20 protein-coding genes are annotated in these 22,835 nt (G+C 42.6%); 13 read left to right on the forward strand and 7 right to left on the reverse strand.

Features of this window, described 5'->3' with window-relative positions; translation table 11 throughout:
* Positions 1 to 151: 151 nt before the first annotated feature.
* From N4597_RS00085 to N4597_RS00095, 3 genes are read left to right on the forward strand one after another with little or no spacing between them, the layout of a single operon-like run.
* Positions 152 to 955 (forward strand): TrmB family transcriptional regulator, encoded by an 804-nt coding sequence (locus tag N4597_RS00085; RefSeq protein WP_172573730.1) that lies wholly within the window; start codon positions 152 to 154, stop codon positions 953 to 955.
* Positions 956 to 979: 24 nt separating this feature from the next.
* A complete protein-coding gene (locus tag N4597_RS00090; RefSeq protein WP_192944450.1) occupies positions 980 to 1,846 on the forward strand; it encodes a sulfite exporter TauE/SafE family protein in 867 nt (288 codons plus the stop codon).
* 4 nt (positions 1,847 to 1,850) lie between these two features.
* Positions 1,851 to 2,816, forward strand: a complete 966-nt coding sequence (locus tag N4597_RS00095; protein WP_192944451.1) for an ornithine cyclodeaminase family protein — start codon at positions 1,851 to 1,853, stop codon at positions 2,814 to 2,816.
* Between the two features lie 85 nt (positions 2,817 to 2,901).
* Here the strand turns inward: N4597_RS00095 and N4597_RS00100 are convergent, their stop codons facing one another.
* On the reverse strand, positions 2,902 to 3,141 hold the full coding sequence (locus tag N4597_RS00100) for a SemiSWEET transporter (protein ID WP_050611456.1): 240 nt from the start codon (positions 3,139 to 3,141) through the stop codon (positions 2,902 to 2,904).
* A 103-nt stretch (positions 3,142 to 3,244) separates the two neighbouring features.
* Between N4597_RS00100 and N4597_RS00105 the strand changes: the two genes are divergently transcribed.
* From N4597_RS00105 to celB, 5 genes are all read left to right on the forward strand, one after another.
* Entirely contained in the window at positions 3,245 to 3,580 is a 336-nt protein-coding gene (locus tag N4597_RS00105) for a PTS sugar transporter subunit IIB (RefSeq protein WP_056975543.1), read from the forward strand.
* 93 nt (positions 3,581 to 3,673) lie between these two features.
* Entirely contained in the window at positions 3,674 to 4,009 is a 336-nt protein-coding gene (locus tag N4597_RS00110; protein ID WP_050611454.1) for a PTS sugar transporter subunit IIB, read from the forward strand.
* A gap of 22 nt (positions 4,010 to 4,031) precedes the next feature.
* Positions 4,032 to 4,400: a PTS lactose/cellobiose transporter subunit IIA gene (locus N4597_RS00115; RefSeq protein WP_170091155.1), complete on the forward strand. Its 369-nt coding sequence runs from the start codon at positions 4,032 to 4,034 to the stop codon at positions 4,398 to 4,400.
* 28 nt (positions 4,401 to 4,428) lie between these two features.
* Positions 4,429 to 4,926 carry a hypothetical protein gene (locus tag N4597_RS00120; RefSeq protein ID WP_056975538.1) on the forward strand — a complete coding sequence of 166 codons (498 nt, stop codon included), beginning with the start codon at positions 4,429 to 4,431 and terminating at the stop codon, positions 4,924 to 4,926.
* 16 nt (positions 4,927 to 4,942) lie between these two features.
* Positions 4,943 to 6,316 (forward strand): PTS cellobiose transporter subunit IIC, encoded by a 1,374-nt coding sequence (gene celB, locus N4597_RS00125; protein WP_056975536.1) that lies wholly within the window; start codon positions 4,943 to 4,945, stop codon positions 6,314 to 6,316.
* 78 nt (positions 6,317 to 6,394) lie between these two features.
* Here the strand turns inward: celB and N4597_RS00130 are convergent, their stop codons facing one another.
* The 4 genes from N4597_RS00130 to treR all read right to left on the reverse strand — a co-directional run bounded on the left by N4597_RS00130 (position 6,395) and on the right by treR (position 10,544).
* Positions 6,395 to 7,105, reverse strand: coding sequence for a GntR family transcriptional regulator (locus N4597_RS00130; RefSeq protein WP_260903986.1), 711 nt, complete (start codon positions 7,103 to 7,105; stop codon positions 6,395 to 6,397).
* 281 nt (positions 7,106 to 7,386) lie between these two features.
* Entirely contained in the window at positions 7,387 to 8,040 is a 654-nt protein-coding gene (locus N4597_RS00135) for a nitroreductase (RefSeq protein WP_260903989.1), read from the reverse strand.
* A gap of 117 nt (positions 8,041 to 8,157) precedes the next feature.
* The gene (gene treC / locus N4597_RS00140; RefSeq protein ID WP_260903992.1) at positions 8,158 to 9,816 is read right to left on the reverse strand and encodes an alpha,alpha-phosphotrehalase; all 1,659 of its coding nucleotides are present in this window, start codon (positions 9,814 to 9,816) and stop codon (positions 8,158 to 8,160) included.
* 11 nt (positions 9,817 to 9,827) lie between these two features.
* The gene (gene treR, locus N4597_RS00145) at positions 9,828 to 10,544 is read right to left on the reverse strand and encodes a trehalose operon repressor (RefSeq protein ID WP_172575627.1); all 717 of its coding nucleotides are present in this window, start codon (positions 10,542 to 10,544) and stop codon (positions 9,828 to 9,830) included.
* Positions 10,545 to 10,740: 196 nt separating this feature from the next.
* On the opposite strand from treR, the gene N4597_RS00150 reads away from it, so the two are divergent.
* Entirely contained in the window at positions 10,741 to 12,624 is a 1,884-nt protein-coding gene (locus N4597_RS00150; protein WP_260903996.1) for a glucose PTS transporter subunit IIA, read from the forward strand.
* A 59-nt stretch (positions 12,625 to 12,683) separates the two neighbouring features.
* Complete coding sequence (locus tag N4597_RS00155; RefSeq protein ID WP_172575629.1) at positions 12,684 to 13,484, forward strand: Cof-type HAD-IIB family hydrolase; 801 nt, start codon at positions 12,684 to 12,686, stop codon at positions 13,482 to 13,484.
* A gap of 51 nt (positions 13,485 to 13,535) precedes the next feature.
* Here N4597_RS00155 and N4597_RS00160 read toward each other — a convergent pair whose 3' ends face one another.
* A complete protein-coding gene (locus N4597_RS00160) occupies positions 13,536 to 14,249 on the reverse strand; it encodes a GntR family transcriptional regulator (RefSeq protein WP_260904001.1) in 714 nt (237 codons plus the stop codon).
* Between the two features lie 610 nt (positions 14,250 to 14,859).
* Here N4597_RS00160 and adhE point away from each other — a divergent pair.
* Entirely contained in the window at positions 14,860 to 17,544 is a 2,685-nt protein-coding gene (gene adhE, locus N4597_RS00165) for a bifunctional acetaldehyde-CoA/alcohol dehydrogenase (protein ID WP_056975521.1), read from the forward strand.
* 188 nt (positions 17,545 to 17,732) lie between these two features.
* Here the strand turns inward: adhE and N4597_RS00170 are convergent, their stop codons facing one another.
* Positions 17,733 to 19,037: an MFS transporter gene (locus tag N4597_RS00170; protein WP_101811461.1), complete on the reverse strand. Its 1,305-nt coding sequence runs from the start codon at positions 19,035 to 19,037 to the stop codon at positions 17,733 to 17,735.
* A gap of 399 nt (positions 19,038 to 19,436) precedes the next feature.
* Here N4597_RS00170 and N4597_RS00175 point away from each other — a divergent pair, with 399 nt between their 5' ends.
* Entirely contained in the window at positions 19,437 to 19,835 is a 399-nt protein-coding gene (locus N4597_RS00175) for a hypothetical protein (protein WP_172576903.1), read from the forward strand.
* Positions 19,836 to 19,847: 12 nt separating this feature from the next.
* Positions 19,848 to 22,661 carry a sigma-54-dependent transcriptional regulator gene (locus N4597_RS00180; protein ID WP_260904005.1) on the forward strand — a complete coding sequence of 938 codons (2,814 nt, stop codon included), beginning with the start codon at positions 19,848 to 19,850 and terminating at the stop codon, positions 22,659 to 22,661.
* The last annotated feature ends 174 nt before the right edge of the window (positions 22,662 to 22,835 follow it).

The following is a 22,835-nucleotide window of genomic DNA, read 5'->3' on the forward strand; positions in this document are numbered from 1 at the left end:
GTTAAATAACCTAAGTTAGACGGGAATTATCATTTGTGAACCACTAACTTAGGTTATTTTTAATGTGAAAAAAATCACTTTTTCACTAGACAAATCGTTTTCAAAGCTATATAGTAGTTACCGTAAGGAACTACTAAAAGAAGGTGTGATTTTGGAAGAAGCACTTACAGCTTTAGAAAAAATTGGGCTCAGTCCCAATGAAGCCCGGGTTTTTTTAACGATTTATAAGGAAGATGGCAAGACGGGCTATAAGATTAGTAAGGATTCGGGGATTGCGCGCTCAAAAATTTATCCCCTTTTATCTAGTCTAGTCGAAAAGGGCCTAATTTTCCAATCGAAGGAAGAACCCATCGTTTATCGGAGTTTAACCTTAAAGGAGTTAGTGGCTAAGTTGGATTTGGATCGGCAAAAGCATATTCAAGACGTAAGGGAAAACTTAACCCAGCTAGACACCAAGGTTGATAAGGCTCCGGTTTGGCAGTTAGCAAGCTATGAGCAAGCCATGGAGCGGGCCTTGTATGAGATTCAGACTGCGCAAAAAAGTCTGTACGTTCAGATATACACCGAGGATTTAACCCCGCCGTTAATTAAAGCTTTAGAGCGAGCTGAAAGTAGACTGCATGATTTTGTGGTCATTCTTTTCAGTCAGCACCATCGCTACTCATTGCCCTTTAGGCGCTATTATAAACACTACTTTGAAGCAGCTAAAAAGGCCGATTATCACGGTCGTTGGCTTAGCGTGGTAGCGGATAGTCAAGCCGTTGTTTCGGGGCGCATTAGTGAGGAAGCAGGTAGTGACTTACTGTGGACGCAAAATAGCTCGATGGTCTTTATGGCCCAAGAATATGTTTTGCATGATGCTTATAATCTAAGAACACTGAATAAATTAGATAAAGAGGCTAGGGAGGTCTTTGGGGCTGATTTAGCAGATGTTCGCAACATTTATTTTGATTGATAAACATCGAGGGGGAAAAGCCTTATGTTAACGATTTTATTAACTGCAATCGTAATTATTAACTTGTTATTTATCTATACCTTAGTTAAGGATTTAATCAAGCACAAGGATGAAGTGATGTCAGAACCAGCAAGCACAATTTGGACACCAATTGCGCAAGTAATTATTTATTTCTTGTCGACCTTTGGAATTTCCGACTTTGCGATTTCTACGGCACTCTATCCGAAAGCTAAGTGGGTCTCAATGAAGAAATTACCAGGAACACTTAACACTCAGTGTGTAATTCCTGTCTTTGTAATGGCTTTGGCCTACATTAACAGTATTTCAGTTGGGGTAACCACCCTATTGGTTTGTATCGTCTGCCAAGTTATCGGCGCTTATGTCGGGCCATACTTTGTGGTTAAGTTACCAGAAAAGGTAATCAAGAATTTCGTGGTGGTCGGGTTATTAGTAGCCAGTCTCTTAATTTTAGCTGGAAAATTCAACTGGATTCCTGCTAACGGGACCGCAACGGAATTAACTGGAACTAAGCTGGTCCTAACTGGTTTGTTGATGTTTGTTTATGGGGCTTTAAATAATATTGGGATTGGTTCTTATGCCCTAACGATGGCGACTGTTTACGCGATGGGGATGAACCCCGCAGCCGCCTTCCCAATCATGATGGGGGCATGTACCTTCTCTGTTTCAATTGGAAGTATGCAATTTATCAAGTTACAAGACTACTCGCGCAAGATTACCATGACGTCAGTTTTCGGGGTAATCGGCGTCTTAATTGCCGTCTTCTTAGTTAAGAGTTTGAATACCCAAATGCTCCAATGGGTGGTTTTAGTTGTGTTACTCTATTCAGCCGTATCATTATTTATGGCTGGTCGTAAAGAAAGTGAGGCTTAAGCTAATGCAATATTTAGACAAAGAACAAATTGCTGCTAATTTTTCCATGGAAGAAGCGATCGCCGCTTGTAAGGAAGCCCTAGAGCTCTATTCCGCTGGCCGGGCCGACATTCCCTTACGGACTAACATTGATGTGCCGGAGAATAACGGCCAAGCCCTCTTTATGCCTGGCTACGTAAGTGGTAGCACCCCAGCCTTGGGAATTAAGATTGTCTCTGTTTTTCCAGATAATATTAAGGCTAACCTGCCATCAGTTCCGGCCACCATGCTGACAATGGATGCGAAAACAGGGATTGTTAACGCGGTTTTAGATGGGACCTTTTTAACCCAGTTACGAACTGGGGCGGTTCAAGGGGCAGCCACCGATTTATTGGCTAGAAAAGATGCAAAAATCGGACTTTTAATCGGGACCGGGGGCCAAGGCTTCCAACAGCTCCGGGCGATGTTGACTGTGCGCAATTTTGAAAAAATGTATATCTTTGACATTGACCAAGCTCGCGCCCAAGCCTTTGCCAAGGAAGTTGCAACTAGTTTAGCTGCCTTTGGGGTTGAATTTGAAGCCGTAGCCGACGTTAATGCCGTTGTGGCTGAATGTGACGTAATTACCACCGTTACAACCGCTAAGGTGCCAACTTTTGATGGGAGTCTAGTTAAGCCGGGGTGTCATATCAATGGGGTAGGTGCTTATACCTTAGAGATGCACGAGCTACCAGAAACAGCCTTGGCTAAAGCTGCGAAAATTTTCACCGATACCGACGATGGGGTCTTAGCAGAAGCTGGTGACGTGGTTGGTGCCTTAGAAAAAGGAACCATCACAAAAGAGGACCTTAGTGGCGAGTTAGGCCAGTTGGTCTCACACCCAGAGCTAGGCCGGCAAAGTGCCAAAGACATCACGGTCTTTAAGACGGTCGGGACCTCGGCTTTAGACGTGGTTGTTGCAGATAAGGTTGTCCGTAAAATTCAAGGATAAATAAAAGTAAGTAAATATAAAGGACGCTAAAGTCGACAATGATGTTGGCTTTAGCGTCTTTTATTTTAGAAAGTTAGTCAGATTACTAACGATAGCGCAATTTATAACCAAGGATGGTTAGTGATAAGCAGAGGGTGACAGCATTGGCTGAAATCAAGGCGAAGTCGCTAATAGATAGGCCATAGATTAACCAGAGGGCAATACCGAGAACTTGAATGGAATACATACCTAATGACAGCGCAGCTGTATCTTTAGTTTTGACAACTTTAATTACTTGGGGAACAAAGGCGAGGGTGGTTAGGATTCCAGCGATAGTACCAATCATAAAGTTTACCTCCGTAAGTAAGCGGTTTATTTTGTTTTTCAAAAGTATTATAATTTGTTGGTATTAATTATTCAAGTACCAACTAGATTACGGAGGTTTTTTTATGAAAATCATGATTTGTTGCGGGGCGGGAATGAGTTCAAGCGTTTTAGTTGAACAGATGAAAAAGGCTGCTCGTAAGCAGGGAGATGATGTAGAAATTAGGGCAATGGCAGCCGAAGCATTAATGCAACATTTGCAGTTTGAAACTTATGATGTGGTTATGTTAGGGCCGCAATTAGCTTTTATGGCTGCAAGACTAGAAGAATTCCTTAAGGATAAAGGTCCAAATGGAAAAGCAATTCCTTTTGAAGTCATTAATTCCTTGGATTACGGCCGCTTACGTGGCGCGGCTGTTTTGGCTAGGGCGAAGCAATTAATTAAAGAAAATCAAAAATAAAAATTCCTTGGGTCTTTACAAATTTGTACCAACGTGTTATATTTATACCGTTGAAAGCGGTTAATAACCGAAAGATTTTAGGAGGCTTTTATTATGGCAAAAGAAACTATTATGTTAAACTGCGCTGCTGGTATGAGTACTAGTGTATTGGTTAAGAAGATGCAAGATGAAGCAAAGGCTCAAGGGCGCGATACTGAAATCTTTGCATGCTCAGCTAGTGAAGCTGACCAAAAACTGGATACAATGAAGATTGACGTAGTTTTATTAGGACCACAAGTTGCATATATGCGTGCTGATTTTGAAAACAAACTAAAAGGCCGTGGTGAAGGCGGTAAGGATATCCCATTTGATGTGATTGATATGCGTGCTTACGGTATGATGGATGGAAAAACTGTACTTGCACAAGCAGATAAACTAATGGGGAAATAATTTAGAGTTAGAGGGTTTAACTATGGCAGAAGAAAAGAAATTAACGCCTGAAGAAGAAGAACAAAAGCAGTTAGAAGTAACTATGGGCTTGATTATTAATGGCGGTAACGCTAAAAGCCTATCTTTTGAAGCTATTCGTGCGGCTAAAGCGGGCAAGATTGAAGAAGCTCGCACAAAATTAAAAGCAGCTGATGAAGCTTTAGTAGAAGCCCATAATACCCAAACAGATATGTTAACTAAAGAAGCACAAGGGCAACATGCCAAGGTCACTTTGTTAACAGTTCACTCCCAAGATCATATGATGAACGCCATTACGTTCCGTGACCTAGCAGGAGAAATGGTTGATTTATATGAATTACTGTATAAGTCAAAAAGTTTAACTACTGAGTAAACGTTAATTCCTAGTAGGAGGTATTAAGATGACTAGAGAAGAAAGAGTAGATAAGCAAAAGCTAGAAGAAAGCTTAAAGTACATGCACTTTAACCGTTTCATGATGGTGCGGTATCTTTCAGCGGCTTATTTCTTTGTTAATGCGGCTTGGGCCTTAGTGGCTTTTTCTTATCAAAGTTGGACATTATATATTCCGTTAGTGATGGTTGTTTTAAACTTACTATCTTCAATGGAGATAGCTGGTAAGTTGCAAAGCAAAACAACGGATGCACCTAAGACGACTTTTTACTTTCTAGTTCAACTGACGCTGAACTTACTACTAGGGATTATTTGTTTTACACCCTTGGCAGCTAGTGTATTTCCGTTTGTAAGCGCTAAAAATGCTAGAGCTATTATTACGATGATTTTATTAATCGGGATTTTTGGTGCAATCATGGTGTTGAATAGACTTCAAGCTGTCAAAACAAATTCAGATAAGTATTACAAGGTTATTTCCGCTTTTAAGAAAAATCACATTAAAAATTAGTTGAGGAGGATTTCTCATGGCATCAAGTTCTGGCTTTCAAGATTTTTTGAACAAGCATATTGTGGGTCCGATGGGGAAGTTTGCTAACTTCCGCTTTGTCCGTGCCGTTATGGCCGCCGGATTTACGGTTATTTCATTTACTATTGTTGGTTCTATGTTTTTGATTTTGAGTAACTTGCAACTGATTATTACTGCTGACTGGTTTGTAGATTTTTATAACAATACTTTAGGTCGCTTCCAAGACCTCTACTCTAACATCTACAATGCCGTTATGGGCTTTATCGCTATTTACTTTGCAGGTTCGTTTGCGTTTAACTTCACTAAGATTTATCGTGACGAAGAAAAGATTGATGTTGATCCATTAAACGGGATGTTTTTAGCACTCTTTGGTTTCTTTATCACCATCCCTCAATATGTGTGGACAGATGGTAAAGCATCTTTCTTGACCAACGCAAGTAAAAAAGCGGTTGAATCTGGAAGCGCTGTTATTAGCGGGTATGGTGCTAGTGCCTCAGGTTTTGCCCGGTTGGGAGCTACTGGGATCTTTACTGGTTTAATCATTGGAACCTTAGCAGTTCAAATTTACCGGATGGTTGTTAAAAAAGGTTGGGGTATTAAAATGCCTGACTCGGTGCCAAAGGGTGTTGCTGATTCCTTCACTGCCTTATTGCCTGGCTTCATGATTGCTTTTGTTGTTGGGATTATTGATGGAATTTTAGTCATGATGGGAACAGATATTTTCAACGTTCTTTATATCCCATTCTCCTTCGTTTCTAAGTTAGTTGATTCTTGGTGGGGAGTTGCAATTATCTTCTTCTTAATTGCTTTGCTATGGTTCGTTGGTATTCACGGTGCCACTATCATTTCAAGTTTCTACCAAGCATTTACACTTTCTAACTTAGCTGCTAATAACGCTGGTGGCTACCATGTTTTCGCTGGTGAATTTGCTAATGCCTTTGTTTTACTTGGTGGTTCAGGTGCAACTTTAGGGGTTGTTTTGTACATGTGCTTTAGAGCTCGTTCTGTGCAATTACGTGAGTTAGGTAAACTGGCTATTGTTCCAGGATTATTCAACATCAATGAACCAATCTTGTTTGGGCTACCAATCGTTTACAACATTGATGTTGCCATTCCATTTGCACTTGCACCAATGACTACGGCCGTAGTTACTTACGCTGCAATCGCTAGTCACCTTGTTCCTAAGATTACCGTTCAACAACCTTGGCCAACTCCAATCGGTTTAGGGGGCTTCATTGCAACCCAAAGTTGGCGTGGTGCTGTCTTAGCCGTTGTAACAGCTGTTATCGCAGCCGTAATTTGGTATCCATTTATCAAACGTTACGACAACAAGCTTTACAAGAATGAACAAGCTGCTAGTCAAGCTAAATAATAGTTAAAAATAACCCAGGAAATTAAAGGGCTTCATACTTGTTAGTAACATAGCTAGCAAGTATGAAGCCCTTTTTTGTTAGTGAAGGTGATTTCTGACATGGTAGTAGAAAGTAAGTTTAGGCTTTAGGTAAAGGGTTTTAGAGTAATTAAAAGGTTGCTCGTTTTTTAAATAATCAACTTCTTCGATGCACATAGCTGGTGTTCCCGCGGGTAAACCAGTTAGACTTGCTTCCTGTTCGGATAAGACGTGTACCTGGGAATATTCATCACCACTGATGATTTCTAAATTATAATGTTCAATAATGAAAGCGTAGATGGCCTTTTGGCAAATCTTTTCGTCTAAATAAGGGACGACATCTTTAAGGTAGTAGGCATCTTCGAGACTAATTAATTCATTGTTTTTGTAGCGTAGTCTGAGCACGTGGTATAAAGGTGTCCCCGGTCGACATTGGAGAAAGTCTGCGGTTCGCTTGGTAGCTGGGATGACTTCGAGAGTGAGAACCTTAGAAATAATGGGTGTTTCAACGCCTAAATCCCGTAAACCATATTTATTTGACATATTAATCACGTTATTCAAACGATCAGGATGAAAACTAACAAAGTAGCCACTACCCTGGATGCGTCGAATAATCCCCTGGTTTGTTAAAATGTCAAGGGCAGACCTAATGGTATTACGACTAACCCCGTAAGCGGAGATTAGTTCCTCCTCTTTAGGTAGTCGTTCCGGATAGACCTTTGCCTCGATTTTTTGGGCTAAATCATTTGCAACTTTTTGATACTTTAACATATTTGAATCCCCCCGATTATAAAAAGAAACCGCTTACTATAAGTTTATATAAATATTATACCCTAATAATAGGTTATTGGTGCTAAAATTTATTCACTAGTTGCCAATAAGGTGACTAGTAAACTTTTATTGGCTAAAAAGCATTTTCGGATAGTATCGTTGACAATTATTAACTTACAACTTAAACCATAGTCTAAGTCAATAGCTAGAAAGGAAAATTTTAAATAGCAGTAACCCCCGTAATGACACAAGGAATTGAAGTGCTATTACGGGGGTCTTTATTAATCAAAAGTATGCACAAATTCGGCTAGCGGCCGGCGGGGTGATTGGTAATCGTTTAGGGCGTGGGAGTCGCGGTAGCCGAGGGCGATACCGGCAATTAGGTTCTCGCTAGCTGGAATTTGGAGGGTAGCTTTGAGTTGGTCGGTATACTTGATTAGCTCATAGGCGATGATGCTATCGACGCCGCGGGACTTGGCAGCAAGGGTTAGGCTTTGGCTGAAAAGTCCTAGGTCAAATAAGGACCAGTCTGGGGCCTTTTGAGGAATGGTCAAGTAACAGATGACGGGGGCATTAAAGAGGTCGATTTGTGCCTGATTAAATTCGGTTAGATTTTCAGCCCCGCCGACAAAAGCCCGCATAGCTTCGCTATTGTTATGCATGTTTTCGCGGGCGAAATCTTCCCAGAAGCGGCGACGCATGGGAGCAAGGGTCGGGCTAGTGGCTAGTTTAGCTGCGGTTGCCTTTTGGTGGGTGGCTTTAATTTTAGCTAAGGTCTCGCCTTGAACCAGGTAGACCTGCCAAGGTTGAGAGTCAGACCAAGAGGGGGCGTAGTTAGCTAAGGTTAAAATTTCGGTTAGTAGGTCGGTTGCCACCGGCTTAGAACTAAAGAAACGGATTGACCGGCGGCTAGTGATAATTTGATCGAAGTCCATATTAATTCCTCCACAAAGAAAATTTAATTCTATTAATATCATAACAGATTTTAGGGTAAACGTTTTCTTTTTAGGAATAAAAAAAGCCCGAATTTTGAGGTATTCGGGCTAAGTTGCTTAGATTTCCCAGGCAATAGTTTCGTACGGACGCAGGGTTAACTTGGCTGGTAACTTGGTTAGGTCTTGGTCGTAGTTGCTGATGACGAGGCGGCAAGCTCTGTCAGCGTAAGTACCTAAATCAAGTTCTGTTTCTTGGCCGTAGAAGTTATTGATAACCAGAAGTTCTTTAGCTTGGTTATCAAGGTAGCGCCGGTAGGCAAAAACCTGTGGGTGGTCTTTGAAGACGGTTTGGAAGTGTCCTGCGGAAATGAGGGGCATTTCTTTTCGGAGCTTGATTAGCTGTTGGTAGTAAGTGAAGATTTGACCACTAGCTAGCTCTTTTTCAACGTTGATTTCTGCTTGGTCAGTTGGCTTTAACCACGGAGTTACGGTAGAAAAACCAGCGTATTTATCGGCATTCCAGTGCATTGGGACCCGGGAATTATCGCGGGCCTTGAGGCTTACGAGGTGGAAGGCCTCTGCAGGTGACTTACCAGCTTCGATGAGGGCTTGGTAGGCGTTCAAAGCTTCAACGTCAACGTATTCGGAGATATCCGTGTAGCTAGGGTCCATCATCCCTAATTCTTCACCCTGATAGATGTAAGGGGTCCCCCGCATCAAGTGGAGGGCAGAAGCCAGCATTTGAGCTGATTCCACCCGGAAGTTAACGGGGTCGCCAAAGCGGTTGAGGGCCCAAGGTTGGTCGTGGTTATTCCAGAAGAGGGCGTTCCAGCCGCCACCTTGGTCCATTTTTTCTTGCCAGTCGGTGAAAAGTTGCTTTAACTTCATGAAGTCAAAGGGATAGTCGCTCCACTTTTCGCCGTCTTTATAATCGACCTTGAGGTGGTGGAAGGTGAAAACCATTGAGAGTTCATGCTCGGCTGGATTGGAGTATGCGATTGAGTTAGGGATAGTTGCCGATGACATTTCCCCTACGGTGATAGCATCTTTATCTTGACCAAAGCTAGTCCGATTCAGCTCTTTAAGGTAATCATGCACGACGGGCGTATCGGTGTAGAGGGCTTTTTCTTCATTAATATCGGTTGAATCAACTAGGACGGTGTCTTTACCAGTAACGTTGATTACGTCAAACCGGAAACCAGCTACGCCCTTACTTCTCCAAAAGTTGATAATTTTACTTGCTTCTTTTCTGACGTTTTCGTTGTGCCAGTCAAGGTCGGCTTGGGTCTTATCGTAGAGGTGGAGGTAGTAGAGGTTAGTGTCGCCAAATTTCTCCCAGGCTGGACCACCAAACTTAGAAGACCAGTTATTAGGGAGACTACCGTCGGCCTTGGCCGGTCTTAAGTAGAAGAAGTCTTGGTAGTACTTGTCGCCGGCTAGGGCCTTCTTAAACCATTCGTGTTCGGTGGAGCAGTGGTTTAACACCATATCGAGCATCACACCCACGTTAATCTCCTTGAGTTTAGCTACTAGTTCTTCAAAATCAGCCATGGTCCCAAACCGGGGATCGATTTGGTAGTAATCGGCGATGTCATAACCATTATCGTTTTGGGGCGAGACAAAGAAGGGGTTAAACCAAATCATGTCGATGTTTAACTTAGCGATATAAGGAATCTTGGCAATAATTCCTCGTAAATCGCCAATGCCATCGTTGTTACTATCATAAAATGACTTAGGGTAAATTTGATAAATTACTTTTTGACCGAGTGTTTGCATAAGAGCCTCCTTTATATTTTTCGTCTGCGGGCAAAATCAAAAAAGCTGAAATCGTCGGGATGGTGATAAGATTCGGTGATTTCAAAGAGCCTAGTGTCTTCTAAGTAAGTTTTACTTGAAACTAAGACCGCACGCCGGTCTGCTTCTAACTTGAGCTTACTAGCGATATAATCATCAACCTTACGGACGGTGATTTCTTTTGTTGCGTAAGAAATTACAAAGCCTAACTTATCTTCCAGGTAAGCGTAAATCGAATTTTGGGCTTCCTCCATAGGTAGGAAATTAACCGGGGGACTTAAGAGGTAGTCACGGTCCAAGACTTTTGGTTGGTCATTGATTAACCGCAGTCTTTCCAAGAAGATGAACTTATCTGCGTCAACCTGTTCGACTTTGATGTTTGCAGGTAACTGTTCAATTTCTTCTAGACGTAAGACCTCTGTTTTAGCCTTCATCCCTAAGGTTTCATTTAATTCCTTAAAAGAAGTGATCCCAGCAACTGGAAAGGCATAGCGACTGCTGTCTAAGACTAACGAGCCCTTTCCCTTGATTTTTTGAATTAAACCTAAGTCTGTTAAGTCCCCGAGCGATTTACGGACGGTATTTCTAGCTGCGCCGTAAAGTTCCGCTAGCTGGTTTTCGCTGGGAAGGTAGTCACCGGGTTTATAAAGTTGATGCTTAATTTTTAAAGCAATATCTTGGGTAATGATTTCTTGTTTACTTTTAACCATCATCAATCATCCTTTAAAAGTAATTCTATGTTTATTATATTATCAGATGTGCGCACAAGCAAGATGAGAGTTATAAAAAAGCTTACATTCTTGTTTTAATAACTTTTTTAGTAAATATGTTGACACATGTGCGCACAGGTTGTAAGATAAATTCGAAGAGTTAAGAAAACGTTTTTGTAAAATGGAGGAAAAGCTTATGGCGAAAAAGGACTACACTAAGTTAGCTCAAACCATTATTGAAAATGTCGGTGGGCAAGAGAATATCGCCAACGTTATTCATTGTATCACTCGCTTACGTTTTTATCTAAAGGATGAAGGTAAGGCTAACGATGATGTTTTGAAGAATACGACTGGGGTGTTAGATGTAATTCACGCTTCCGGCCAATACCAAGTCGTAATCGGAAACGAAGTTACTAACGTGTTTGATGCCGTTGTTAGTCAATTAGGACCTGGCTTTAGCGGGGAAGCAAGCCCTGCTCCCGCTGAAGACGATGGCAAAAACCCGGTTAGTCGTGCAATGGGGAACCTAATTGGGTTTATTACTGGGTCAATGAGTCCGGTTGTTGGGGTAATCGCAGCTTCTGGTATTATTAAAGGGATTTTAGCATTATTAACTTTACCTCAACTAGGCTCATTACTTAGTCCCACTAGTTTAGTTTATATCTCTGTTAGCGCGATGGCTGACTCGGCCTTTTTCTTCTTGCCAATTTTGGTAGGGTTTGCAGCCGCTAAACGCTTGGGAAGTGACCCAATTGTCGCCGCTGTTATCGGTGGGGTTTTAACTTACCCACAACTAGTAACCTTTGGGAAGGCCTTTAAGTTAATGTTTGAAGTTGGGGGCTTTAAGTTCCAATTCCTAAACTATACTTACTCAATTTTCCCAATGATTTTAGCAGCTTGGTTAGCTAAAAAAGTTGGTGACTGGCTCAAAGATCACCTCCCAAGCTACCTACAAATGATTTTCAACCCATTGATTACGATCTTAGTTGTTTCTACGATTACTTTAGTTGTAACTGGCCCAGTTATCCAAGGGTTCGCCAACGGCATTGCGGACTTAATTAACTGGATGGTGCACGTATCCGGTTGGTTAGGTGGGCTTCTAATTGGTGGCTTCTACCAATTACTTGTTATCTTCGGTCTACACTGGGGCGTTGTGCCTTTGGTGGCTCAACAAATTACCGGTAGTGGGGAAAGTGCCCTAAACGCAATTATTTCCACAACGATGGTTTCTCAAGGTGCCGCTGTTTTAGCTGTTGCTATCAAGTCAAGAAAAGATGATATTAAGGAATTAGGTTTTGCCGCTACCATCTCCGCTTTCTGTGGGGTAACTGAACCAGCTATTTACGGGATTAACTTGCGCTTCCGCCGGGTATTTATCTCTGGTTTAATTGGGTCTGCAGTCGGGGGCTTCATTACCGGCTTAATGCACGGGACAATGTACGGCTTCACTGGGTCATTAATCGGTTTTTCTTCCTTCTTCAACCCTAAGAACCCAAGTGACTTAAATAGTTTCTATGCCTTCTTACTTTCATCTGCAGCTGCTTTAGTCGTTTCCTTTGTAATTGCCTGGGTTTGGGGTTACAACGACAAGATGGAAATGGGTAAAAAGGTTGAAAAGAAGCAACGGCCAGGCTCAACTCCTAAGCCAGCAGCTAACTTAGACGCTAAGGCTTCAGAAGAAACATTGGTTGCCCCTGTTGAAGGACAAATCATTCCTTTAGCCGAAGTAAAAGATCAGGTCTTCTCAACTGGGATGATGGGTCAAGGTTTCGGAGTGATTCCAAGTAAAGGCGTGTTGACAGCACCAGCGGATGCAGAAGTAACAGTTGCTTATGAAACGGGTCATGCGATTGGTTTGACTACCACTGCCGGGGCAGAAGTCCTCTTACACATTGGTTTAGACACTGTCATGCTAAAAGGGCAAGGATTTGACGTTAAGGTTAAGCAAGGGCAATTTGTCAAAGCCGGGGATGTTTTGGTAGAATTTGATAAAGCTCAAATTGAAAAAGCAGGTTATGATACGACTGTCATCTGCGTGGTCACAGATCCACATGATGTTAAAGTCAACTTGCCTAAGTAAAAATTAAAAATAACGGGCTGGGATTGTTACCGGCCCGTTTTGTTTAAGGAGGAATTTTGATGGCACCATTTAAAGCGATTGCAGTTGATATGGATGGGACTTTTTTGGATGATCAAAAAAACTACGATAAGGAACTTTTCGCTTATCTGTTAACCAAGATGAACGAGCAGGGCATCCATTTCATTGTGGCTAGCGGTAACCAGTACGAGCGCTTGCGCTTGGACTTTGTGGAACACTACCAAGACTTGGCCTTCGTAGCCGAAAATGGTGCCTATCTGATTGACCGGACACAAGCGGTGTTAACGCAAGCGCTAGATTTAGATGTGATTAAGCAGGTAGTAACCTTTAAGCAGGCCTACCCAGAATTGCACCTAGCAGCTTGTGGGGTCAAGGCAGCTTATATTCCCCATGACGAAGAAACGGATTTTGTGGAAGGGATGAAGTACTATTGTCCCAAACACGAATTGATTGAGAGTTTGGAGAAGTTACCGGTTGATGCCTACCTAAAGTTGACAGCGGGCATGAGGGCTGAAGACACTAAGCCACTATTAGCAGCCTTGCAAGCCGAATTTGGGCAGGTCTTAAAGATTACCTCGTCAGGCTTTGGTAGCATCGACCTCATGAAAAAAGGGGTTAATAAGGCTCAAGGCTTAGATTTAATGCTTAAGCGCTGGAACTTAGGCCATGATGACTTAATCGCCTTTGGGGACGGGGGCAATGACATTGAAATGTTAACCCACGCTAAGTATGGTTACGCCATGGAAAACGGTGATCCTAAGGTTAAAGCCATTGCGGACTATATTGCTCCTGCTAACAACGAAGCGGGCGTATTACAAGTCCTTAAGGGCTACCTCGAATAATTAATAAAAAAGACCAGCTCAGAAGTAAATTACTTCCGGGCTGGTTTTTAATTAGTTAAGGTAGTTACTTACGTGGTAGTAAAGGGTTAAGTCGCTTTGAAGGTAGAGCGTCTTGGAGTAGTTAAACGGCTGCTCGTTTTTAAGGTAGTTAACCTCTGTTAGGTGTAAGGCCGGGGTGGCTACTTCTAGGCCGGTTAAGTCGGCTTCCGCTTTAGTTAGGCGGGCTAGCTTAATGAATTCATCCCCATTTTTAATTTCCACCCCGTAGGTTTTAGTGATGAAATTAAAGATGGATTCACGACAGACTTCTTCGGTCAAGTAAGGCACAACACTTTTGAGGTAGTAAGCATCTTCCAGGCTGACAACTTCCTTGCTATTTGAACGCAGACGTTTAACGTGGTAAATATCTGTTGCAAGTGGGCATTGCAAGCGCGTGGCAATTTCTTGGTCGGCGGGAATTACTTCCAGGCTCAGAACCTTAGAAGAGATGGGGTCGGCCTTTTCCAAGTCATAGAGGCCTTTTTTAGACCCACCGTTAACGATTAATTCCCCTGGTTGAGCACTAGTGTTAACGAAGTAGCCGCTCCCTTGGATCGAACGCACCATGCCTTGGTTATAAAGGAGGTTTAAAGCGTTTCTGATGGTGTTACGACTAACTTGGTAGTGGTTAATCAGTTCTTGTTCACTCGGCAGTTTATCTGTATAAACTTGGTCGTCGATTTTTTGCGCAATGTTCTTAGCAACTAATTTGTATTTTAATGTCATATTGATCCCTTCTCTTTGATTCTTTCTAACTAATCATTTTTATGCTAATAACTTTATTATACAGGTTAAGCTGGAAAAAGGTAAGGCGGCTTAGGTGGGAAAAATAAGGGATATTTAAGGGGATGATAGTTAAAAATCTCACAATTTCAGTGGGAAATTAAGCGTCCCTGTGGGAACAAATCCCTTTAAAATAAGGAAGTCAAAGGTTTGACCAAAATATTTAAATATAATAAAAATCACTTTATGTAATCTTTTTTAAGGATATTCCACGGATTTGAGCGTAATTTGTCTGAAAAAAGATTTGAAAACAAAAAAATAAAAATTTTTTTGCAGGAATTTTTAAATTTGAAAACCATAAAAAATTTAAATTAAAAACTAAATTGAGTATTTGGGAAATGTTATTAGATAAACTTTTGTAACGAAAACGCTTAAGTTTTATGAAAGAAAACCATTCCAAAAAAATTAAGTTTTCCTCAACGTAACAAGCGTGATAAGTCACAAACTACAATTATTTTTAAAAAATTACCGTTGAAAAGCAATTCTTTTTGCGTTATATTGTTAGTGAAGAAATTCACATTATGCTTTTTAAATTATTGGAGGTATTTGATATATGGCTGCAAAAGAAAAGAAAGTTCCTACAGCTGAAGAAAAGGCTGCTGAAATGGAAAAGGCACGTGCCTACACAGATAGTTTAGTTCAAAAAGCATTGAAGGCGGAAGCAGAATTCGCAACCTTCACTCAAGAACAAGTAGATAAGATTGTGGCTGCTGCTGCGTTAGCCGGTTCAGAAGCTGCTTTAATGTTAGCACACGAAGCCGTTGATGAAACAGGTCGTGGGGTTGTTGAAGATAAGGATACTAAGAACCGCTTTGCGACAGAAAATGTTTACCACGCTATCAAGAATGATAAAACAGTTGGAATTATTGAAGAAGATAAAACCAAAGGTGAAGTTAAGATTGCCGCTCCACTAGGGGTGTTAGCAGGGATTGTTCCTACGACTAACCCAACTTCAACCGCAATGTTTAAGTCAATCATTACTTTGAAGACTAGAAATGCGATTGTCTTTGCTTTCCACCCACAAGCTCAAAAATGTTCTGCACACGCTGCTAAGATTGTTTACGATGCAGCCGTAGCAGCTGGGGCTCCTAAGGACATCATCCAATGGATTGAAACCCCATCATTGGCCAATACCACCGCATTAATTCAAAACCCTAAGATTGCTTCTATCTTAGCAACTGGGGGTCCTGGGATGGTTAACGCCGCCCTCAAATCAGGGAACCCATCACTCGGGGTTGGTGCTGGTAACGGGGCTATCTACGTTGACCACACAGCTCACCTTGACCGGGCGGTAGAAGATTTACTTCTTTCCAAGCGGTTTGATAACGGGATGATTTGTGCAACTGAAAACTCGGCCGTTGTTGAAGCTCCAATCTATGACGAATGGTTAAAGAAGATGCAAGAAAAGGGTGCTTACTTAGTACCTAAGAAGGACTACCAAAAGATTGCGGACTTTGTCTTCAACGACCGCCACGGGGTTAACGGTCCAGTTGCCGGGATGCCAGCTAAGTGGATTGCAGAACATGCCGGGGTAGACCTTCCAGCCGGTAAGGATGTCATGCTCTTTGAACTTGATGAAAAGAACATTGGCGAAAAACTTTCCTCTGAAAAATTATCTCCATTATTGTCAGTTTATAAGGCTAAGGACCGTGAAAATGGGGTTCAAATCGTAGCCAAGTTACTTGACTACCAAGGGGCCGGCCACAACGCCGCTATCCAAATTGGTTCTCAAGCAGACCCATTCGTAACAGAATTTGGTGACAGAACTAAGGCTGCCCGGATCTTGGTTAACCAACCAGACTCCATCGGTGGTATTGGTGATGTTTACACAGACGCATTACGTGCAAGTTTAACTCTTGGAACAGGATCATGGGGGAAGAATTCATTGTCACACAACTTATCAACTGCAGACCTCTTGAACGTCAAAACTGTTGCAAAACGGCGTAACCGTCCACAATGGGTCCGCCTACCAGAAAAGATTTACTATGAAAAGAATGCTATCTCTTACTTACAAGATGAATATGAAGACATCAACCGTGCCTTCATCGTAGCCGACCCAGGAATGGTTCAATTCGGCTTTGTTGATAAGGTATACGCTCAACTTGAAGTAAGAAATAACGAAGTTAAGACTGCTATTTACGGGACAGTTCGTCCTGACCCAACCTTAGGCCAAACAATCGAAATTGCTAAGCAAATGGCTCAATTTAAGCCAGATACAGTTATTGCTATCGGTGGTGGGTCAGCCCTTGATGCAGCTAAGATTGCACGCTACATCTACGAATACTCACTAGACCAAGAACCAGGCTTCTTGGAAAGCTACGAAGCAGTAAGTGAACTCTTTACCCGCTTACAACAAAAGTACTTGGATATCCGGAAGAGAATTGTTAAGTTCCACCACTCAACTAACACGAAGCTCTTCGCAATCCCAACTACTTCAGGGACAGGTTCAGAAGTAACTCCATTTGCGGTTATCACTGACGACCATACTCACGTAAAATACCCACTTGCTGACTACGAATTGACACCACAAGTTGCAATCGTTGACCCAGAATTTGTTATGACTGTGCCTAAGAGAACCGTTGCACTTTCAGGGTTAGACTCATTGTCACACGCTTTAGAATCATACGTATCCGTAATGGCTTCAGACTTTACCCGTCCATGGGCCTTACAAGCCATCAAGTTAGTCTTTGAAAACTTGGAAACATCTTACAAGTACGATCCTAAGCACCCAACCCTTGAAGGGGAAACAGCCCGTGAAAACATGCACTATGCTGCAACCTTAGCCGGGATGTCATTTGCTAATGCCTTCTTAGGAATTAACCACTCATTAGCTCACAAGACTGGTGGGGAATTCGGGTTACCACACGGGTTAGCAATTTCAATCGCAATGCAACACGTTATTCGTTTCAACGGTGCTTCTGGTAACGTTAAACGGACACCATTCCCTCGTTACGAAGTATACCGTGGTCAAAAGGACTACGCCGACATCGCTCGTTACCTTGGTTTGAAGGGTAAGGACGACGCTGAATTAGTTGAAGCACTTTGCGCTAAGATTGCCGAATTAATGAAGGCCTTAGACGTAGAACCTAAGTTATCAGCTAATGGTGTTACTAAGGAACAATTTGACAAGTCACTTGATAAGTTGGTTGACCTTGTTTACAACGACCAATGTACACCAGCTAACCCACGGCAACCATACTTGTCAGAAATCAGACAAATGTTGATTGACCAATTCTAGTCGCTAGCCATATATCAAAAGGTCGGAAACTATTGTTTCCGACCTTTTTAATGTCTAAAAAATACCCACCCTAACTTATGTAAGTGTACAAATAGGAAAGTTTAGGGTGGGTACATGTTGGTTAAAACATGTATATTATATCATGTTAGTTGACATGTTGTTGTAACAAAAACAACTGAGTGTAGCGTTTATTTACTGAAGTCCATGTCCTTAGTTTCCTTGGTTAAAACAAGGGCAACGACTGCCAAGACGGCTAAGGCGCCCATGTAGTATCCGGCTGACATTAAGCCAAACTTGCTGATGCACCAAGTGGTGATGGAAGGAGCCAAGGCTGCCCCAACTACCGCCGCCATGTTATAAGCAATACCGGCTCCGGAATAACGAACGTTGGTTGGGAAGAGTTCTGGAAGTAAGGCACCAACGGGACCGTAAAGGGTACCCATGATGACGAACCCAACCCCTAGGAAGGTGAGCATCCCAGCCATGTTGTGTTGGCCCTTCAGTAAGACTGGAAAGACAAAGGAGAAGACCAGTAGGGCAACCGTTGTCCATAAGAGGACGGATTTACGACCAACTTTATCAGCGTAAAGGCATGATAATAAGATCATGACTGCAAAGATGACGATGGCCATCATCAACAAGAAGAGGAATTCTTGGTGACCGAAGCCAAGGGCAGTCGTGGCATAAGAAAGTGACCAGGTTGTTAGGGTGAAGAAGAAAGCGTAAGTTGAGCCCATGATGAAAGTTCCTTGAAGGATTTGCTTCCAGTGGTGCTTTAAGACAACCTTTAATGGGGAGTGGTTAACTTCGGCCTTTTCTTGGGCTAACCTAAAGAGTGGTGTTTCTTGAAGTTTATGCCGGACGTAAAGGCCAACTACCACGAGGACAGCTGAGGCCCAGAAAGGAATCCGCCAGCCAAAGCTCATCATTTGGGCAGGACTTAGGAAACTTTCTAAGACGAAGAAGAGCCCGTTGCAAAGGAAGAAACCGATAGGAGCCCCTAGTTCGGGGAAAGAACCATAGAGGGCGCGTTTTTCCTTAGGAGCATTTTCTGTGGCGACTAAAACGGCCCCAGACCATTCACCCCCAAGACCTACCCCTTGAACGAAGCGGAGTAAGCAAAGTAGTAAGACGGCTGCTACCCCTAAAGTGCGGTAACCGGGCAGAAAACCGATTAAAACGGTGGATAACCCCATCAATAAGAGGGAAACGACTAGGGTCTTCTTACGACCCATCTTATCGCCGAAGTGACCGAAGACAAAGGAACCGACTGGGCGGGCAACAAAGGCAACCCCGAATGTTAATAATGAGAGCATGGTTGCGATTAAGGGGGTCATTGCTGGGAAGAAAATTTTAGGGAAATAAGCGGCCGCTGCGGTCCCGTAGGCGTAAAAATCAAAGAATTCAATGGCGGTGCCCACCATCGAAGCGGCAATAACAGTTTTCACCGGGTCTTTTTCTACTTTAAAGTTGGTACTTTCTACTGATTCCATAGACGTCACATCCATTCTAAAAAAATTTCAACAAAACAAACAAAAAAGCGCCGGTGACTGTGGATAGTCACCAGCGCTTGGCTAACTCCTACCCGCATCTTCTTGCAAGCGATGCGGGCACAACCATGCAAGCCGCATCATTAACTAATAATGACCCGAATGCTTGCAATAATAATGTTGTTGAAGTTAGTCTTTTTCATAATCAATTACCTCGTTCATCTTGTTGGTTATTAATTTAGCATGAAATAAATTAAAAATCAATAACAAAATGCGGAAAAATTAATTATTTTACCAACCGAGTTGAAACACTTAAAACACTTACCTTGAAATTTTTATTGAAAGTGTTTTAAAAACTGGGTATAGTTGAATTTGTAATAACGTTTTCAGAAGGTGAGTCAGATGGGATTATTTATTAAACGGGAAAAATTTAAAGAGTATATGTTGGATGACCAACCAGACATTAAGTATGATGAAAATGCAGTGCTCTTATCTTTGAACACGGTTCGGGGCAAGGCGGTTACTAACTGTATTCACTTCTCTAAGGAAGCGGGTTTGTATGCAGCTCAATATGAGAGTATGTGGGATATCTTTGGGGATGGCTTTTATATCCCGGCTGCTAAGATTAAGAAGGTTTACCGCAAGGAACAGCTGCTTTCAACCTACCTCTACATTGAAACAACTCAAGAGGTCAACGGCCAGTTGATGAAGCTTAAGCTCAACTTGCCTAAATTAAACCGTACCCCTTGGCACATTAAGAATTTGAAACGCCTCCAAGCCCAGGTTCCGGTAGCAAAATAAGGGGTGTTACACATGAAACGAATTGATAAGGTTTACCAAGGACTAGTGACCAAATGGCAGGCGGCCACTAAGGAAGAAGTCTTAGCCAAGCAGGGCAGCGCGGCTAAAGAATTGGCGGCGGAATTAGGCTTAACCCGGGCTAATACGTCCTTAGAATTAAATAAGCTAGTCAGACAGGCCCAGGTTGTTAAGATTAAGACCTTTCCGGTACGCTATTTGCCGATGATAGTGATTGAACAGCATTTTGGTCTAAAGCAACTAGATTACTATGAAGTGGCCTCCTTAACGGCCCTAACTAAAAAAACAGCCAAACCGACTGCAAAACCAGAGGCTATCAAGGAAGCTGCTTCTGAGCAGGTTAACCAGACAGATCCGCTTGAATCAATGATAGGTTACCGGGGCAGCCTCCATAACGCTGTTTCCCAAGCCAAGGCGGCCTTAATGTACCCCCCACACGGCTTACATATGATGCTTTTGGGCCAAACTGGGGTAGGGAAGACCTACTTTGCCAATAAGATTTACGCTTACGCAAAGTTTGCCCAGATTCTTAAGGAAGATGCCCCCTTTGTCTCCTTTAACTGCGCCGATTATTACAATAATCCGCAACTGTTGATGGCTACGCTTTTTGGTCACGCTAAGGGAGCTTACACCGGGGCTGAACAAGAAAAAGCCGGCTTAGTCGAACAGGCTAACGGGGGGATTTTGCTCTTAGACGAAGTCCACCGCCTCCCGCCTGAAGGCCAGGAAATGCTCTTTTATTTTATTGATAACGGGGTCTTTAATCGCTTGGGTGAGAGCCAAAAGAAGCGGCACGCCCAAGTCTTGATTATTTGCGCAACAACAGAAAATCCAGATTCTGCCATGCTGGCTACCTTCTTACGGCGTATTCCAATGTCAATTACCATTCCGGCTTTAGATGAGCGGCCAATTACCGAGCGGATTGAGTTAGCCCACTTCCTCTTTCAAACCGAAACCAAACGTATTAAACGGGCGTTAAGCGTTAAGCGTAGCGTCTTTGAGATTATCCTAAATGAGGATAACTATGGCAATGTCGGCCAGTTAAAATCGCAGATTCAGCTTACCTGTGCCCAAGCCTTTTTGAATAGCATGGGGGAAAAGACGACGATTAGTGTCACCGATAACGACCTACCGGAAAAACTACGGCAAAGTTGGCTGGCGGTTAGTAGGGCCGAACGTAAGCAAAGCGACCTGTCCCGTTACCTAAAAAGTCAGATTTTAATCGAGGTGGGGCAACCTAGCCTTGATAAGTTAGACAACGAGGAAAACATCTACAGTACGATTGAAACTAAGGTTCATAAGCTCCGCGCTGAAGGGATTAATGAAAAAGAAATTCACCAGTACATTATGACTGACCTGCATTTGCACATTAAAAACTTCTTTAAACAGGAAATCAACGAGGAAAACTTTAGTAAGTTTGTAGACCCGGCGGCAATTAAGTTAGCCGAGAAATTAAAGTTAATTGCGGAAGAAGAAATGGACCTCCGCTTTGACGCTAGCTTTATCCATTACTTCAGCCTCCACCTAGATGCTTTCTTTAAACGGGGCAGTAAAAATGACCTGCTGATGTCTGCCGAGATTGAAAATATCAAGCGCGAACATGGATTAGAGTATCAGGTAGCCAAGCTGTTTCAAACGGAAATCCTCAAGGAGACTGGGACCGCCATCCCGGATATTGAAGTTATTTACCTAACGATGCTTTTAACCTCGATTGAATCGATGTCGGCGACTAAAAAGATTGGCTTACTAGTGGTGGCTCACGGCAATTCGACCGCGACTTCCATGGTGAATGTGGCGACAGAACTGTTGGGTAAAGGCAACATTGACGCCTTAGACATGCCCCTAACCGTTTCGCCTTCCACCATTTATGAACAGATGAAAGCCAAGGTAAGGGAGCTCAACCAAGGAAAAGGGGTCTTATTACTGGTGGACATGGGGTCGTTAGGGATGTTTACCCAAAAGTTAGCCACCGAAACGGGTATTCCCGTGCGGGCAGTCCAAAATGTAACGACCTCCATTATTTTGGAGGCCTTACGTAAGGTCAACTATATTGATATGGACCTTAATAGTTTGGCTAACCAGTTGCGGCGCGACTTCATTAAAAACTTCGCAGTCCAAGAAAAAAGCACGGGCAAGAAGCGGGCGATTGTGTCAATCTGTATGACCGGGAGTGGGACGGCCCTTAAATTGAAAAAATTAATCGAGGGCATTATTAGAAAAACAACCACCGAAAATATCGAGGTAAAAACTGTTTCAGCGCTAAAGATGAGCGAATCCATTCCACCTTTAGCCAAGGAGTATGAATTAATCGCCACCGTCGGCACCAAGGAACCAAGTGTGGCGGTGCCCTTTATTTCCCTAGAAGACTTAATCGCTAGCAATGGCGAGGCCCGCTTAGAAGCGATTATTCGCCAGCAGACGCCGCCTGCGAAAGAAAAACAGTCGCAAAGTAACGTAGTTGTTTCGCAGATGTGTGAAGATATTTTAAATGAGCACTTAGTCTATCTCAATCCTCGTCCGGTTAACCAGATGTTACAAAACTGGTTAGAAGATCTTAGGAGAAGGCTTAAGATAGAGATGTCCAATAGTCAGCAGATTGCTTGCATTGTGCATACTGCCTTTGCCTTGGAACGGGCATCACATCACCAGACTAGTCTCAATTACGATGAAACACCTAGTCCGGAGCTGTTAGAACTATTGCCGGTGGTTAAGCAAACCCTAGATCACGCGGTTTCGTCCTTGAAATTAACGCTCCCGCAAGATGAATACTACTTTATTGCCGAGACTGTTATTGATAATCAACGCTAACCTGTTTCAAGTAAAGACAAACCTGTTTTATTTTAAAATACTTAAGAGCAAATTAAGGCTGGACCTGTTTTGATTAGTAAAAAACGGGTCCGGCCTTGTTATTGGTTTAAAAGCGTTTTCTAAAATTGGCACGCAAATTGCTATATAAAAAGTGTAGCTAAGTTGAAAGAAGGG

It is taken from the genome of Ligilactobacillus agilis, from assembly GCF_025311475.1.
In the GTDB taxonomy this organism is placed as follows: Bacteria; Bacillota; Bacilli; order Lactobacillales; family Lactobacillaceae; genus Ligilactobacillus; species Ligilactobacillus agilis.

Bases quoted from the DNA above. Each gene is read 5' to 3' on its own strand.
- N4597_RS00170 (WP_101811461.1), bottom strand. From the start codon at position 19,037: ATGGAATCAGTAGAAAGTACCAACTTTAAAGTAGAAAAAGACCCGGTG.
- treC (WP_260903992.1), bottom strand. From the start codon at position 9,816: ATGCAAACACTCGGTCAAAAAGTAATTTATCAAATTTACCCTAAGTCA.
- N4597_RS00110 (WP_050611454.1), top strand. From the start codon at position 3,674: ATGGCAAAAGAAACTATTATGTTAAACTGCGCTGCTGGTATGAGTACT.
- adhE (WP_056975521.1), top strand. From the start codon at position 14,860: ATGGCTGCAAAAGAAAAGAAAGTTCCTACAGCTGAAGAAAAGGCTGCT.
- N4597_RS00090 (WP_192944450.1), top strand. From the start codon at position 980: ATGTTAACGATTTTATTAACTGCAATCGTAATTATTAACTTGTTATTT.
- N4597_RS00180 (WP_260904005.1), top strand. From the start codon at position 19,848: ATGAAACGAATTGATAAGGTTTACCAAGGACTAGTGACCAAATGGCAG.
- treR (WP_172575627.1), bottom strand. From the start codon at position 10,544: ATGGTTAAAAGTAAACAAGAAATCATTACCCAAGATATTGCTTTAAAA.
- N4597_RS00120 (WP_056975538.1), top strand. From the start codon at position 4,429: ATGACTAGAGAAGAAAGAGTAGATAAGCAAAAGCTAGAAGAAAGCTTA.
- N4597_RS00150 (WP_260903996.1), top strand. From the start codon at position 10,741: ATGGCGAAAAAGGACTACACTAAGTTAGCTCAAACCATTATTGAAAAT.
- N4597_RS00135 (WP_260903989.1), bottom strand. From the start codon at position 8,040: ATGGACTTCGATCAAATTATCACTAGCCGCCGGTCAATCCGTTTCTTT.
- N4597_RS00105 (WP_056975543.1), top strand. From the start codon at position 3,245: ATGAAAATCATGATTTGTTGCGGGGCGGGAATGAGTTCAAGCGTTTTA.
- N4597_RS00175 (WP_172576903.1), top strand. From the start codon at position 19,437: ATGGGATTATTTATTAAACGGGAAAAATTTAAAGAGTATATGTTGGAT.
- N4597_RS00160 (WP_260904001.1), bottom strand. From the start codon at position 14,249: ATGACATTAAAATACAAATTAGTTGCTAAGAACATTGCGCAAAAAATC.
- N4597_RS00095 (WP_192944451.1), top strand. From the start codon at position 1,851: ATGCAATATTTAGACAAAGAACAAATTGCTGCTAATTTTTCCATGGAA.
- N4597_RS00115 (WP_170091155.1), top strand. From the start codon at position 4,032: ATGGCAGAAGAAAAGAAATTAACGCCTGAAGAAGAAGAACAAAAGCAG.
- celB (WP_056975536.1), top strand. From the start codon at position 4,943: ATGGCATCAAGTTCTGGCTTTCAAGATTTTTTGAACAAGCATATTGTG.
- N4597_RS00130 (WP_260903986.1), bottom strand. From the start codon at position 7,105: ATGTTAAAGTATCAAAAAGTTGCAAATGATTTAGCCCAAAAAATCGAG.
- N4597_RS00155 (WP_172575629.1), top strand. From the start codon at position 12,684: ATGGCACCATTTAAAGCGATTGCAGTTGATATGGATGGGACTTTTTTG.
- N4597_RS00100 (WP_050611456.1), bottom strand. From the start codon at position 3,141: ATGATTGGTACTATCGCTGGAATCCTAACCACCCTCGCCTTTGTTCCC.